General features: G+C 56.9%; 13 protein-coding genes. 2 read left to right on the top strand and 11 right to left on the bottom strand.

All coding sequences use genetic code 11. The features are described 5' to 3' along the window. Window positions 1-384: 384 nt before the first annotated feature. From trmD to budA, 4 genes are read right to left on the bottom strand one after another with little or no spacing between them, the layout of a single operon-like run. Window positions 385-1119 (bottom strand): tRNA (guanosine(37)-N1)-methyltransferase TrmD, encoded by a 735-nt coding sequence (gene trmD / locus DXY38_RS07025; protein WP_115071022.1) that lies wholly within the window; start codon window positions 1117-1119, stop codon window positions 385-387. 6 nt (window positions 1120-1125) lie between these two features. Continuing rightward, a complete protein-coding gene (locus DXY38_RS07020) occupies window positions 1126-1602 on the bottom strand; it encodes a phycobiliprotein lyase (protein ID WP_006854582.1) in 477 nt (158 codons plus the stop codon). 24 nt (window positions 1603-1626) lie between these two features. Continuing rightward, window positions 1627-2580 carry a GTPase Era gene (gene era, locus DXY38_RS07015; protein WP_115071021.1) on the bottom strand — a complete coding sequence of 318 codons (954 nt, stop codon included), beginning with the start codon at window positions 2578-2580 and terminating at the stop codon, window positions 1627-1629. Beyond that, window positions 2573-3457: an acetolactate decarboxylase gene (budA, locus tag DXY38_RS07010; RefSeq protein WP_115071020.1), complete on the bottom strand. Its 885-nt coding sequence runs from the start codon at window positions 3455-3457 to the stop codon at window positions 2573-2575. Before budA ends, era begins: the two co-directional genes overlap by 8 nt. Window positions 3458-3549: 92 nt before the next feature. Between budA and DXY38_RS07005 the strand changes: the two genes are divergently transcribed. After that, window positions 3550-4119 (top strand): hypothetical protein, encoded by a 570-nt coding sequence (locus DXY38_RS07005; RefSeq protein ID WP_115071019.1) that lies wholly within the window; start codon window positions 3550-3552, stop codon window positions 4117-4119. 45 nt (window positions 4120-4164) lie between these two features. On the opposite strand, the gene DXY38_RS07000 is transcribed toward DXY38_RS07005, so the two are convergent. The 7 genes from DXY38_RS07000 to DXY38_RS06970 form a co-directional block, all read right to left on the bottom strand. Continuing rightward, on the bottom strand, window positions 4165-5532 hold the full coding sequence (locus DXY38_RS07000; RefSeq protein WP_115071018.1) for a carbohydrate porin: 1368 nt from the start codon (window positions 5530-5532) through the stop codon (window positions 4165-4167). A gap of 17 nt (window positions 5533-5549) precedes the next feature. Further along, on the bottom strand, window positions 5550-6983 hold the full coding sequence (locus tag DXY38_RS06995) for a sugar porter family MFS transporter (RefSeq protein ID WP_115071017.1): 1434 nt from the start codon (window positions 6981-6983) through the stop codon (window positions 5550-5552). Window positions 6984-7138: 155 nt separating this feature from the next. After that, window positions 7139-7909, bottom strand: coding sequence for a Bax inhibitor-1 family protein (locus DXY38_RS06990; RefSeq protein WP_115071016.1), 771 nt, complete (start codon window positions 7907-7909; stop codon window positions 7139-7141). A 120-nt stretch (window positions 7910-8029) separates the two neighbouring features. Then, window positions 8030-9049: a PhoH family protein gene (locus DXY38_RS06985; RefSeq protein WP_115071015.1), complete on the bottom strand. Its 1020-nt coding sequence runs from the start codon at window positions 9047-9049 to the stop codon at window positions 8030-8032. Window positions 9050-9057: 8 nt separating this feature from the next. Next, a complete protein-coding gene (rpsP, locus tag DXY38_RS06980) occupies window positions 9058-9453 on the bottom strand; it encodes a 30S ribosomal protein S16 (RefSeq protein ID WP_006854593.1) in 396 nt (131 codons plus the stop codon). Between the two features lie 75 nt (window positions 9454-9528). Beyond that, on the bottom strand, window positions 9529-11010 hold the full coding sequence (gene ffh, locus DXY38_RS06975; protein ID WP_115071014.1) for a signal recognition particle protein: 1482 nt from the start codon (window positions 11008-11010) through the stop codon (window positions 9529-9531). Window positions 11011-11103: 93 nt separating this feature from the next. Next, window positions 11104-13269, bottom strand: coding sequence for an ARC6/PARC6 family protein (locus DXY38_RS06970; RefSeq protein ID WP_170952883.1), 2166 nt, complete (start codon window positions 13267-13269; stop codon window positions 11104-11106). Between the two features lie 85 nt (window positions 13270-13354). Between DXY38_RS06970 and pdhA the strand changes: the two genes are divergently transcribed. Next, window positions 13355-14461: a pyruvate dehydrogenase (acetyl-transferring) E1 component subunit alpha gene (gene pdhA / locus DXY38_RS06965; protein ID WP_006854596.1), complete on the top strand. Its 1107-nt coding sequence runs from the start codon at window positions 13355-13357 to the stop codon at window positions 14459-14461. The last annotated feature ends 16 nt before the right edge of the window (window positions 14462-14477 follow it).

The raw sequence follows: 14477 nt of genomic DNA, 5'->3' as shown, positions 1-14477 counted from the left end.
CATTAATCAGTGAATCTGTATCGCGGAAGCCTGAACCTCGTATCGAAAACAGTGAACTGAAAGAGTGGTGCGAAGCGACTGTCTGCAGGATCACCTGGGGCCGGGGCTCTAGGTGTGGGGTCGTTTTCTCCTTGGGGCACCTAGGACGGTGCAGTTGGAGCATCGATTGGCGTGGCGCGCAAGGCATTGCCTACCAAAGGAACAACCCACGTCTTGTTGAGACTGTTGGAGCAGGGACCTGAAGTCAGCTTGCTTCTGCTGATAACTCAGGTGGAGTGTCGTCTGTCAAAGCGCCTCCGATCTCGATGCCCATAGTTTGCGGCAGCCGTGCAGCGTTGCCATCGGTGTAAAGGCGCATTGCCTTCACAGCAGAAACCACCGAAATTAGGAATGGCGTGCCTCATCAGCAGGGGGCGGTGGATTTTGAACCTGCTGCCAACGGCTCCATAGATCTGGCCGACGCTCCTGGGTGCGCTGCTCGCGCTGCTGCTGACGCCACAGCGCAACGGCACCATGATCCCCGCTGCGCAGCACATCAGGCACGGTCATGCCACGGAAATCCGCCGGGCGGGTGTAATGCGAATGCTCAAGCAACAGATCGCTATGACTTTCCTCCACTAAGGATTCCGGCGTTCCCACCGTGCCTGGCAGCAAGCGCACCACCCCATTGATGATCGTCATCGCCGGGAGTTCACCGCCCGTGAGCACGAAATCCCCGATGGACACCTCCTCATCAGCCAAGGAACGAATCCGTTCATCAAACCCTTCGTAGTGCCCACAGAGAAACACCAACTGGTCGTAATCCTTGGACCAGCGCTGTAAATCAACCTGACGCAATGGTTGCCCCTGGGGGGACATCAACAGCACCCGCCGTCGTGGGCAAACCGGTACCGACTCAAAGGCCGCAAACACTGGTTCCGGCTTTAGAACCATGCCGGCCCCACCCCCATAAGGCAGATCGTCCACCTTGCGGTAACGGTCGATGGCGTAATCGCGAGGATTGTGAAGGTGCAGCTCCGCAATCTCGGCCCCAAAGGCACGACCGATCACCCCAACCTCCAGCAATGGCGCAAAGGCCTGCGGCGCCAAGCTGATCACATCGAGGCGATAGGGAGCCATCAGATCTCAGCTCTGCGGACGACTGACGCGCCTTATCTCCGAGCAAAAACTGCCCTGCCTGGGCTGGCCATCCTCACCAACCGCCGTGGTGCTGCGCAGGCGCAAATTGGGTTTGGTGAACCAAATACGCTCCAGCACCTGGTCGCCATTCTTGGCTTGGACGCGGAGCTCGAGACTGGCATCAGGAAGCAGCTGCCAACGCCCGGTCTGCTCGGTGCCGCCTGCCTCGATCGCAAGACACCCATCGGCTTGAAACGCGAGGGTGCTCTTGCCACCCTCGGCGGGCGTCACGTCCAAACAGGGCACGCCAGAGGCCACGGAAGCCGACACCTCAACCTCGCCCCGTTCACTGCTATGCCATTCCTGCTCGGAGGCATTGATCAGAAAGCGGCTACGCAAGCTCATCCAACGGCCCACGCAGAGGGCAAGAAAACCGTCGAGATCTGACGGAGGGAACGGAGTTTGATCGCTCATGCTTTGCATCTTCGCAGGCGCAGCAACCAGCACTTAATCGCCCACGTATCCCAACTCCGCCAGTCGGGCCGGCTTGCTTCGCCAATCGGGAACCACTTTCACGAACAGCTCCAAATACACCGGACCATCGATCAAGGTCTGCATCTGCAAGCGAGCGCCCTGGCCGATCGTTTTGAGCATGGCTCCCCCTTTGCCAATCAGGATTCCCTTCTGGCTTTTGCGCTCCACCAACACCGTTGCCAACACGGCCGTTCGCCCAGAGCCCTTGCCCTTGGCAGGCATCTCCTCAATCCGATCAATGCTCACGGCAACGCTGTGGGGCACCTCTTCGCGCGTATTCAGCAACACCTGTTCACGGATCAGCTCTCCCATCAGCAAACGTTCGGGCTGATCGCTCACCATGTCCGATGGATACAGCTGGGGCCCCTCGGGCATCAACGAACTGATCGCTTTCACCAACTCGGGGCAGCCGTCTCCGCTGAGAGCACTACAACGATGCAGCGGCCAATCGGTGTCAGCCAATAGCTCTCGATAGGCCGCATCGGCCGCATCCTTCTGCTCCAGTGGGACCAGATCCCACTTATTAAGCAGGACCTGCACCGGCAAGGATTGCTGACGCAGCAGTTGGACGATGAAGGCATCACCCCGTCCTGGGGCCTCGTTTCCCTCCAGCAAGAGCAGCACCTGATCCACCTCTCCAATCGCTGAGCGAGCACTGCGAACAAGCCGCTCCCCCAGGAGGTGATGGGGCTTATGTATGCCGGGCGTATCCACCAGAATCAGCTGGGCTTCATCGGTTGTGAGGATCGCGCGCAGCCGATTGCGGGTGGTTTGAGCCACGGGCGAGGTGATCGCAATCTTGTCGCCGATGAGCTGGTTCACCAGCGTGGACTTCCCCACATTGGGCCGGCCGATCAGGGCCACAAAACCAGAGCGAAATCCCTCAGGCGTACTGCTTGTGAACGAACGAGAGGAAGACTCAACCATGGGTTAAGTCTGCGCTTTCATCAGCTGATTGCTGGGGTTTGGTTTCTGCGGTGTGGAGTTGCTCGCTGATGTCACGGGAGAGATCAGCCTCAAGAAACTCTTTGGTTTCTGGAAGCGCCAACCGGAGATTCGATTGAAAGTCCAGTTCAACGTTCAACGAATCCGCTTTCACATCCAAGACATGACCACCGCTGCCGTGATCGTCGGATAAAAAATGAAAGTGATACCCAGGGATGTTCAAGCTGGTGGTGTGCGCAGGGCTCCAAAACCCCACCAACGTTCCAGACACCTTTTCCAGGCGGACCATGGTTTGGTTTTTTGAAGCCTCGAGTAGGCCCATCCCTTCAGGCACCCTCGACACCGATCGCATTTCCACCTGTTCAAACAAGCCTTGGATCTTGATCGCCACGAACAAGTTGGCGCCAGGGCGAACCGGATCGATGCGGCCGCCGAGATCCTCAATGCTGCCGATGTCAGAGACACGCATCTGATGCTCAGCCTGAAAATGGGTCGCCACCCAAAAAGGAATGGCCTCCTCAGGCGGGGCCTGGATCAGGCTGCCATCGGCCCTCGCCTGCCAACAGACGCCATCGAGAAGAACCCCCTCGCCATCGAGTTGTTCAAAGGTGCCCAGACCAAAGTCGCCGTGGTCGATCAGGTCTTTCACCAGCAGGGCACCCCCAAAAACCCCTTCCACAACAGCGGTGGAAGTGGAGAGCTGCCAAAGGGTGTGATGGTCGAGGTCGAGGTAATCGGCCAACGCTTTGCGAACCACGGCGCTCAGCGTCTCGCCGCTTTGCTGACAATGACGCTGCAACGCCTGCCAATGCCCAGCAGGCAGCCTGAGATTCAGATCATGACCTTGTTGCTCTTCCACTCTTCATCAACGGCTTGTCCTTACTTTGGCGAGAAGGAACGTCTGCACAAGCCTTGTCTTCCTAATCTGCTGGGAGCTCTCACCTCCGCACCATGACTGATCAGGACTCGACTGTTCCGTCAGAAACAGAGCCACACGTTTCGGATTCCGTGCCAGCGCCCAGCTTTCAACAAGCGATGGAGATCGCCGCTGTCTGGCTCCAGCAATGGGATCAAGAAGAAATCAGTGATGAAGTGATTGCCGATCGGGTCGGGGAGCTTGTGGCCAGTCGCGATGGAGCGCGGGGCTTTTTTGTGGTCAGCCTGGCTGGAGACAGTGCCCTGATGGATCGATTGCCTGAAGCCCTTGTGGGCAAACTGCGTTCCTGTGGTGAAGGAGTGGTGGATCTCACCGCTCGCAATCTCGCCATGAGTGCCGCGATGGTGGTGCACCACCGCAAGCAATCGGATGACTTGCAAGCTGCAGGTTCGGAGCGCGTCAACCTGCGCTGCACCGAGTTGTTACGCCAACTCGAACCCCACAGCGTCAAGGCACGCTTAGAAACCTTGTTGGCAGCAGCAAGCCACGATCAAGGACAGGATGTGGCTTTTCTCGATCGCTGGGGATACGACGCAAACCAGAAGAAAGCGATTGCACGGGCGATTGAAGCGGTCGCCGACTAAGTCGTGACGTTCAAATGCGTGACGTTTAAATGCGTGACGTTTAAATCAGAACAAGAAAGACATTTGCATCCCGAACACCAACGCATCCGGCACCGAACCCGTCCCTGAAGGATTGAACACCCATTGAAGGTTTGGCTGAAGGGTCACGTTGTCACCTAAAGCAACCTGATACCCCAATTCAACAATTGATTCCCAGACCTGATCTGTCGGCACCGATGGACTCCAGCTGGCATGGGAGAAGCCCAGCACCACCGTGTCATCGGGGCGATTCCGAAATAATCCTTTCCCAACCCAACCACCGGCATAAAACATCGGAATCTGCTGCACATCGGAATTCAATCCAAGCGATGCATTCGCCCAAAGCTGTCCGTCCAACACCAAGTTGTTGAGGGTCATGGGCACAGACACCAGTCCATAAACGCCATTGTTGTCCTTAGAGATTTGGAGCGGATCCTTCACAAGAGGAAAATCCCATCGCCCTAACCAACCACCCAACTGCAGCCCGGGGGTCGGGAGGCCCGACACATAATCGAAATCCTTCTCATCTTCAGGAACACTTTCTAAATGACCATTTTCTAATTTCTTAACGGGAATGGAGGATCGCTTTGCAAAGGGAATATCAACCTGTAGAAACTGAGCAAGACCATTGGCAGACGGTGAAATCTGCAAGTCAGCACCATGATATCCAGGCTCAAATCCTTTCGGATTCATTTGATAAATTCCATAGCGCAAGGTATGACGCTCCTTATCACCTAAATGGAGCACCGCTCCATACTGATTAGCGGGATAAGCCGCCACGGGGAGTGAATTAGGGACACCCCAGATTTGGCCACAAAAGCCATTATTGCTGTAGTAACAGAGCAGCGGTGATGAAGCAAAGTCATCAAATGTTGCCATTTTTCCAAGCTTTACTTTGAGCAAGCCTGGTTCGCTTTGATTGCGCTCAACCCAAAGACCAGCGAGTCGGAACGTTTGCCCATAGCCAAAAATTTGCTGAACAGACTGCGCATTCGGGATCTTTTCAGACAGGCTTGTACCGGAACGTTGAGACGCATTGATCACCAACTTCCATGCATCAAATTCATCCCATTCAGATTCTGGACGACGAAACCCAGAGGAAAAGCTTGTGTTTAAAGAAAGATTGTGCGTGTAGGTAGCGCTCTGCTGCAAACCTCCGAAAGGATTGCCATTGATTTCATTGACATATCCCAACGAAATCGAAACCCAGTCAGGGAGATCCAACCAGTGATGCAACAACGGTTGAGGCCTCACTTGCCAGACTTCATCCGTGGAGTTTTTAGGCTCTTCCGCCCAGAAAAGCTGAGGTTCCAGTGGAGACAGCAGTGCCAAGGCAGCCACAAGAAACGCTCTGCCACAACCTGTGAAACCACGCAAAGCCAAGGGAACCCTCATCCAAAAGACAAAACCGGTCAGACCATATCCTCCAGTTCCCGGCCCTTGGTTTCCCGCACCATGAATAGAACAAAGAAAAACGAAATCGCCGCAGCCGTGGCATATAGGCCATAGGCCAGAGAGGGTCCTGACGACTCAAGGAAGACAGGGAAGGTGGTGGAGATCACAAAATTGGCCAACCAATTCACGGTGGCAGACAAACCCAGGGCGAGGGCACGAATGCGGTTATTGAACATCTCTCCCAAGAGGACCCACATCACCGGTCCCCAAGAGAAGCCAAAAGCAAAGACGAAAACATTGGCTGAAATCAAGGCCACCCATGAGGAAGCCCCTGAAAGCACAGGCGCACCATTCACGATCGGAGCTCCAGCAAAAGCCCAACTCATCAGCCCCAAGCTGATCGTGATCACGACGGACCCCATTAACAACAGGGGACGACGCCCCAATCGATCAATCGTGAGGATCGCCAGGAATGTCGTCACGACATTCGTGACTGAAGTGATCACCGTGATAATCAAGCTATCTGTGGTACTGAAACCCACCGACTTCCACAAGGCGCTTGAGTAATAAAAGATGACATTAATTCCCACAAACTGCTGAAACATCGCCAACAATATCCCTGTCCAAATAATCGGTAAAAACAATGTTCGCCTGGAAAAAAGATCAGCAATGGAGCTCCCTTCATGGTTGCCAAGACTGAACTGAATCCGATCAATGACTGGCTGTGTTGGCTCACCCAGGGTTTTGCAAATCACCACACGGGCCTGCTCAATTCGACCTTTTTGCACCAGATAGCGAGGACTTTCTGGTATCTGCAACACCAAGGCTCCATAAATCACTGCAGGAACCAGCTCTGAGATCAACATCCATCTCCACGCCGCCATCGGCCCCAAATTCGACAGGGGGTTCTGATCCGGAGTGGCAAGGACCAATAAATAGTCACTGAGAAGCGCGATAAAAATCCCCAGCACAATCGCCAATTGCTGCAAAGAGCCCGTGCGGCCCCGCATCTCCGCTGGAGAAATCTCAGCGATGTAGGCCGGCGCAAGCACACTCGCAAAACCCACCGCCACACCGCCAATCACGCGCCATGCCACCAGATCAATCAATCGGGGCGCCAAGGCAGAGCCCAGGGCACTCACCACAAACAAAATCGCCGCAAGCCACATGCTTCGGCGACGTCCAATCCCATCCGCCAGCCAACCAGCACCCAAAGCACCGGCTGCAGACCCCAGCAGTGCTGACGACACGGCAAGTCCAAGATTCACCGCCGACGCATTAAAGGTGGACTGAATGGCAGACACCGCCCCATTGATCACGGCCGTGTCATAACCAAACAAAAAGCCGCCTAAGGCGGCAGCAATGGCGATTCGCAGAATGAATTGGACCCGTGGATTCCCTTGATGATTCCCTTGATCATTTGGCGTTAGCTCGGCACTGCTGTTGCGCATGAATGGCCTCGCCAAGCTCGAACTCTCAATAGAGCAAAGGGGCGTTCCCGGCGCCTTGATTCCTTACAGGCCGACACACACTGTCCATAAAAAATCCCGGACGAAGCCGGGATGAAACAAACAGCGTGAAATGACCCTTGATCAGTCAAGGCCAATCAGTCGCGACGACCACCACCCTGAAGAGCAATGATCAGGCGCAAGATGAAGATGAACAGGTTGATATAAGTGAGATACATTCCCAACGCACCTGCCAGATACTGATCATCGCGATAGGTGCGAGGCATCGTGTAGAAGTCCACGAAGGCCATTCCCACAAACAACACGGTTCCGAAACCGGCAATTAACAATTCAAAGCCCGAACCTCCGAAGCCACCTCCGGTGAAAAGGCCTCCAACCACCTGAACCACCATGGCGATGATCAGACCAATCAGACCAATGCCAACGACTCCAGTGAGTGCCTGGCCAACGCTGTCGCTCATGCGACGGCCGACGACTGAAGCAATTACAAAGGTAATGCCAGTGGCTAACGCCGCGCTTCCAACTGCTGTAACTCCAGCCAAGGCATTACCAGGATTAGCAGCTCCAACAACAGCGACGGCTTGAAGGACTAAACCCGTAAGGGTGAAACCCGTGAGCAAACTGAACGTGGCAAGTAAGGGGAGAGCAGTTGAATTATTCCCTTTTTTTGCCGCATTTTGTGCAACAAAAAAGAGGATGAACCAGGGGATGATCGCAACCAACGAGAGAGTTTGAAATGCCTGGATCCCCATAGCGCTCAAGGTGGACATACCACCAAGAACACCTGCGGCGGTGAGAACCATGCCGCCGCCTACATAAGGCAGGGCTTTATTGACAACATTGGGGCCAACAAGAGCACTGGATTGTGCCTCGCGGATGGCCTCTTGAAAATTACTGCTGGCTGGCATGCCTTTCACTGAAGACTCCCTATATCTTGCCAGCGAGAAAAGGGAATGGCCTGCTGCAGAAGTGTGGATCCCCCTATCAATTCCAAACAGGTGGAACAAACAACGTGCCGTTGTTGATCCCTACTCAGGGCCCTCGAGCGGGCTCAAATCAGCGCCTCTTTGTGGGTGAGATTGTTCATCAAAGCTGGCATAGGCCTCCACCACGCGTTGCACCAACGGGTGGCGCACCACATCAGCCGCGGTGAGATGGCAAACGGCAACACCAGGCACCCCATCCATCACCTGGGCCGCTTCCACCAAGCCACTCAACTGCCCAGACGGTAAATCCTGCTGCGTGACATCACCTGTCACCACCATGCGTGAGCGCTCCCCTAAACGCGTGAGCACCATCCGCATCTGGGCCGGTGTGGTGTTTTGAGCCTCATCAAGAATCACAAACGCGCCGGCGAGGGTGCGGCCTCGCATATAGGCCAAAGGAGCCACTTCGATCACACCTCTCTCGAGTAGAGAGGTGGTTTTTTCGGGTCCAAGCAGGGCATGCAGGGAGTCGTAGAGGGGCCTGAGATAGGGGTCAATTTTTTGCTGCAAGTCGCCAGGAAGAAAGCCAAGCCGCTCACCGGCCTCAACCGCTGGCCGGGTCAGAATCAAGCGCTCAACCTTGCGCTCCGTGAGCATGCGCACGGCCAACACGGCGGCGAGAAACGTTTTTCCCGTACCAGCTGGACCGAGCGCAAAGGTGAGGTCGTGGCGCTCCATCGCATCCACGTACTTCTTCTGACGCAAGGTGCGCGGACGCAGAAGGTTGCCCTTTTGGTTTCGGGCAAGCACCTGATCGCCCATCGCGACGTGATCCTCGCCTTGGCCCGTGTTTAAAGCACCGAGAGCCGACTGCAAATCAATCTGAGACACCGCCTGGCCGTCCTGCCAAATCGGGCGGACCAACTCAACCACCGCAGCGGCGCGTTCGATCTGGACGAGATGGCCAGACATTTCAAGTTGAAGACCCCGCATCACAAGGGACGCACCGGTGAGTGCCTCCAATTGATGCAGGGTCTGTTCAGCCGATCCTGCTAACGCGAGAGCGGCTTCAGAGTGAGGTAGATCAAGGACGAAGCGACCTGTTGCGGCAGCTTCGGGCATGGGTTTGATCAGCTTTCGGTTGATTCGGTAGCTGAATCATCAGCTTCACTGGCCGCTGCTGCCTCTGCAGCCTTGGCTTCTGCCGCATCTTTGGCAGCCTGCTTCACAGCCGCTTCGCGAGCAGCAGCTTGCTTCAACTTGCCGATGGTCTCAGCAGGTCGCACAGACTTTTCGAGCAGTCCGCCCTTCTCGAGCAAGAAGCGAACGGCATCGGTGGGCTGAGCACCCTGGCTGAGGCGCACGCGAAGAGCCTCGGCGTCTAGACGAGTCTCCTTGGTGCGTGGGTTGTAAAAACCCAGCTCCTGCAGGGGGCGGCCATCTCGGCGTGACGTGCTGTTGCAGGCCACGAGGCGGAAACTCGCTTCCCGCTTCTTACCGAACCGCTTCAGGCGGAGCTTGATCATCGTGGCGCTTGCTTAATGGTGGAATTCAGCGCAGCAAAAAGTTGCCCTGAGCTACCAACTTACCGTGCCGTTGACTCAAAGCTGACCAAACCCCTTCTTCTTCTTGTAGGGGCGCTGCCGGCGGGGAGCTGCTCCAGGCTGCCCAGCGGGCATTCCACCACCCATGCCAGGCATTCCAGGCATGCCCGGCATGCCTGGCATCCCTCCACCCATTCCGGGAAAACCACCTCCACCCATTCCTGGCATTCCGGGCATCCCGCCCCCTTTGGTCATCTGCTGCATCACCCCGCGCATCTTTTGGAAATCAGCCAGCACTTTGTCGACATCAGCCGCTTGATAGCCACAGCCGGAGGCAATCCGTCGGCGCCTTGAGGGCTGAGCGGCCAGCAACTCGGGCTGCGTGCGTTCCGCCTCTGTCATCGAACCGATCATCGCTTCGATTTTCTTGAGCTGCTGCTCTCCCTGCTTGAGCATGCCATCGTCGATTTTGTTCATTCCCGGGATCATTTTCATCAGCCCCCCCAGGGAGCCCATGCGCTTGATCAAGCGCATTTGCTGCACGAAGTCGGAAAAATCAAACGACGCCTCCTGCAGCTTTTTCTGCATTTTTTCAACGTCTGCGAGTTCAACCTCTTTCTGCGCCTTCTCCACCAGCGTGAGCACATCCCCCATCCCGAGGATGCGACTCGCCATCCGCTCAGGGTGGAAAGGCTGGAGAGCCTCCACTTTTTCGCCCGTGCCGATGAATTTGATCGGCTGACCGCTCACCTTGCGAATCGATAGCGCCGCACCACCGCGGGAATCACCATCGAGCTTGGTGAGCACGGCGCCGGTGATCCCCACCTGATCATGGAAGGCGCGGGTGAGCTCGGCCGCCTCCTGGCCGATCATCGAATCCACCACCAACAGCACCTCATCGGGCTGCACGGCGCTGCGAATCCGGACCATCTCCTCCATCATCTCGGAGTCGATTTGCAGACGGCCAGCGGTATCGACCAAGAGGGTGTCGTACCCCTCCTGTTTCGCCTTCGCCAAGCCGGCCGCAGCGATGTCCTCAGGCTTGGCCTCAATCCCAAGACTGAAGACATCCACACCGATCTGACCGCCGAGGGTCTTCAACTGCTCAATGGCAGCAGGGCGGTACACATCCGCCCCCACCATCAGGGCCTTGCGTCCCTGATCCTTTAAATGAAGCCCCAACTTGGCCGTCGCCGTGGTTTTGCCTGCCCCCTGCAAGCCAGCCATCAACACCACCGTGGGCGCTTGGTCGGCCTTCGCGAGCGGAGCATTGCCGCCGCCCATCACGTCGACCAGCTGCTCATGCACAACCTGAATGAACTTCTGGTCGGGTGTTACACCACGAACAACCTCAGCACCAACTGCTTTCTCGCGGACTTCGGAGACAAAATCCTTGACCACCGGCAGACTCACGTCCGCATCAAGAAGCGCCCGACGGACCTCCTTCAGCGCCCCCTCCACATTCGTTTCGGAGATGGAGTCCTGGCCTCTCAGACCTTTGACGGCATCTTCAAAACGGGCTGAAAGCTCGTCAAACATGGAGGGCGTCCGCGCAGCACTTCAACCAACTGTAAAAGTCCTGCTTCTTGGATGAAAGTGCAGGGTTGAAAGTGAAGGGCTGAAAGGAAAGGGTTAGCCAGGGATGTAGGCCTGCAAACGCCAGCCCTCAGGATCTCGGCCAAGGATGTACGTCACCGGCAAGTTGCCTGCTGGAGTCTCATCCACCACTTCCCCCTGATCGTTCATGGTCTGATCGCGATAGGTGAGTTGTGCCCTCACTTCAATGCGAGATGGCGTTGAACTCACCGTCTGAATCGAGGTGATCGACGCTTGAACCTTTTGGACGAGGCCATCCCTTGATAAGGCGGCTTGCTGATCACGCACGCGACCGACAAGCACAGGACGGGCCACCTCTGCAAGAGATTCCGTACCCCCCTCTTGGAGCAACGCCGTCGCTTTGAGATCCAGCCATGCCTGGAGGAGAGCTTGCAACTGAACCTCACTGGGAGTTTTCACATCCAGGGGCGCCATCAGCGCATTGGCCTTAGGGGTCTCCTGCTTGAGGGTGGCCTTCGGCTGAGAAGACAGCGCATCAGAAGACAGCGCATCAGCGGTGGGAGTTGCTGTTGGGCTGGATGCCGTCTCCTGCTGGGCCTCCCGCCTCAGCCCCACCAGGCTGAATCCCACCACCACGAGAACCGCAACCACCCCGGAGCCGATCAACACAGAACGCCTGGATTCGGGCAATGAGGGCCTCTTCATCGACAGCCGAGAAAGCGAGAGCTGGGGCAGAGACAGCCGAGACATGGACAGTCGTGACATCGACAGCCGGGACATCGACAAACGCGACAGGGACGGACGGCGGAGCTTCAGGTTTGTCCAGGCCGCGGGAATCATCCGGCGCAACCCACGCCCCCTTGTCTCCTCCCCCCCGGGATTGGCGCTGTCCTCAGAGAAGGGTTCCGCCTCCCCGAGTGAAAGGGGCATGGTGCCCTCAGGATCCAGCCCGAGTGGAGGGAGATTGCCAAAGTTCCAATCCGTGTCTGCGTCCGTTGCGGCAGGCGGATCGGGCGTAAGGGGGCTTCTCCCCTCCTTGCGCTCAAGGCGTTCCACATAGGCCTGCACATCGCGATCGGCAAACCACGCCTCCAGGTCAACAACCTGGGCATCCACATCGCGATAGCCGGGGAGGACATCCCGGCCAAGCCAACTGCGGCAGTAATCGAACAGGGCCGCGAGATCGTCACTGGGGTGGTTCTCCAGCCATTCCTGCAACTCCACATCCGGACTGGCATGCACGTGCTCCAACGCCCGCTCCACATCACCGAGCAGGAGATCCATGCAACCCAGCATTGGATTGAGATCTAACCCCACGAGAACCAGGGCTTGAAGTTTTCCGCGTGCGTCCTGAACCCGCTCAGGCTTGCGTTGGGAAAATCCAGCGGCTGCCAAGGCCATCACGGAAAGGAAACTGGCATCAGAGGAGCCAAACCGCTCCCAACGTCCATACAAATCAACTTGCTCTTGAACCGTGAGAAAGCGTCGAATCTGCTGAAAAAACAACTCAAAACTGCCCTGGTCCATGCCAGACGTTGTGAATTCAGCAGCACCCCCCTCCAGGCCACCGCGATTTTGGACAAAGGTTTCCAACATCACCAGTCCCTCTTGCCGGGCTGATTGCTCCGCCAGATCACGGCTCAGCAGATCCAAAATTCGATAAGGAGTGAGCTGCTCTAAGTCCGTTTCAAGCCGCCGCCTTTGATCGGGAAGCTTGCCCATGCGCTGGAGCAACTGCAGTCCCTCGGTGAGAAGCCCGGCGGCGGATTCATAGCGGCGCTGCTCCTGGTCTTGGCGAGCTGCATCACGGCAAGACAAGGCCGCCAATAGGGCCAGGTCCGATTCTCGACCACTACCCAGGGCAGGTGCCTGCGGGGGTTGCAGCACCTGGCGGGTGAGCTGAAAGGTTTCGTGCGGGGCGTGGGCCTCCCAGAGCAACATCAAACCGGCAACCTCACGGCTGGAAGGCATTTCCAGACCCGCCGTCTCTTCGGGATGCTCACGACTCAATTTGAGCAAGGTGCTCTCGTAGTCCTGCCGTCGCGCCGCATCGCTTAAGAGGTCGGCAGAGAGCCTCAACAATTCAGCCCTCTGCATGAGGACCTCATGGGTGAAGCCCTGATCGGGGCAGCGATCAAGACGCAACTGCAGCGTCCGCAACACCGACTCTGTTTCGGCTGAAGGGCTCACCCCCAACAGGCGGAAATGATCGATGGGCAATTCCACCAGCGTTGCGCTCATTAGCAGAGAAACTTTAGGCAGCGAAAGGGGTTTTGCCCATTGCCTCAACACGGCCCCTTAAAGTTCGTCTCAAATAGGTGGTGCCATGAGTCAGGACATCGCAGTAGGCGCAGCGGCAGGCATCGATCAAAAGCTTGCCAATGGGGCATCCCCGATGGGAGCGCACGCCGAGCGCTTGTCGTCTCTGGTGACGACCAAAAGAGCCAGCGTGGACCGCGAGACGGGCCTGAGGCTCTACCGGGACATGACCCTGGGTCGCCGTTTTGAGGACAAGTGCGCGGAGATGTACTACCGCGGCAAGATGTTTGGTTTCGTTCACCTCTATAACGGCCAAGAAGCGGTGAGTACAGGCGTGATCGGCGCCATGAAGCGTCAGCACGATTGGTTTTGCAGCACCTACCGCGATCACGTGCATGCCTTGAGCGCAGGCGTCCCAGCCCGCGAGGTGATGAGTGAGCTCTTTGGCAAAGAAACCGGCTGCAGCAAAGGGCGTGGCGGCTCGATGCACCTGTTTTCCAAAGCCCATCACCTCTTGGGCGGCTTTGCCTTTATCGGCGAGGGAATTCCCGTGGCCCTAGGCGCTGCCTTCACCAGCCGCTACAAGCGTGATGCCATGGGTGATTCCAGTAGCGACTCCGTCACTGCAGCCTTTTTCGGAGATGGAACCTGCAACAACGGGCAATTCTTTGAATGCCTAAACATGGCCCAGCTTTGGAAGCTGCCGATCTTGTTTGTGGTGGAGAACAACAAATGGGCGATCGGCATGGCCCATGACCGCGCCACCAGCGATCCAGAAATCTGGCGCAAAGCGGCTGCCTTCGGCATGGCTGGAGAAGAGGTAGATGGTATGGATGTGCTCGCCGTTCGGGCCGCTGCAGAACGGGCCATCGAACGGGCGCGGGCTGGGGAAGGGCCAACCGTTCTCGAATGCCTCACCTATCGCTTTAGGGGCCACTCATTGGCCGACCCTGATGAGCTCCGCGCCGAGGAGGAAAAGCAATTCTGGGCCAAGCGCGATCCGCTCAAAGCCTTCGAACGCGATCTTGTTGGCGAAGGATTGGTGAGCGCTGATGAACTTCGTGCGATCGAAAAAGAGATCGATGCTGAGGTTCAGGACTGCGTGGAGTTTGCCCTCAATGCCCCCGAGCCCGATAGCTCAGAACTGACGCGTTACATCTGGGCCGAAGACTGAAAACTGATCCCAGTGG

This window comes from Synechococcus sp. UW179B (assembly GCF_900474245.1).
GTDB lineage: Bacteria > Cyanobacteriota > Cyanobacteriia > PCC-6307 > Cyanobiaceae > Synechococcus_C.
The sequence above is the reverse complement of the archived record's forward strand: the minus strand, read 5'-3'. Positions and strand labels throughout refer to the sequence as shown.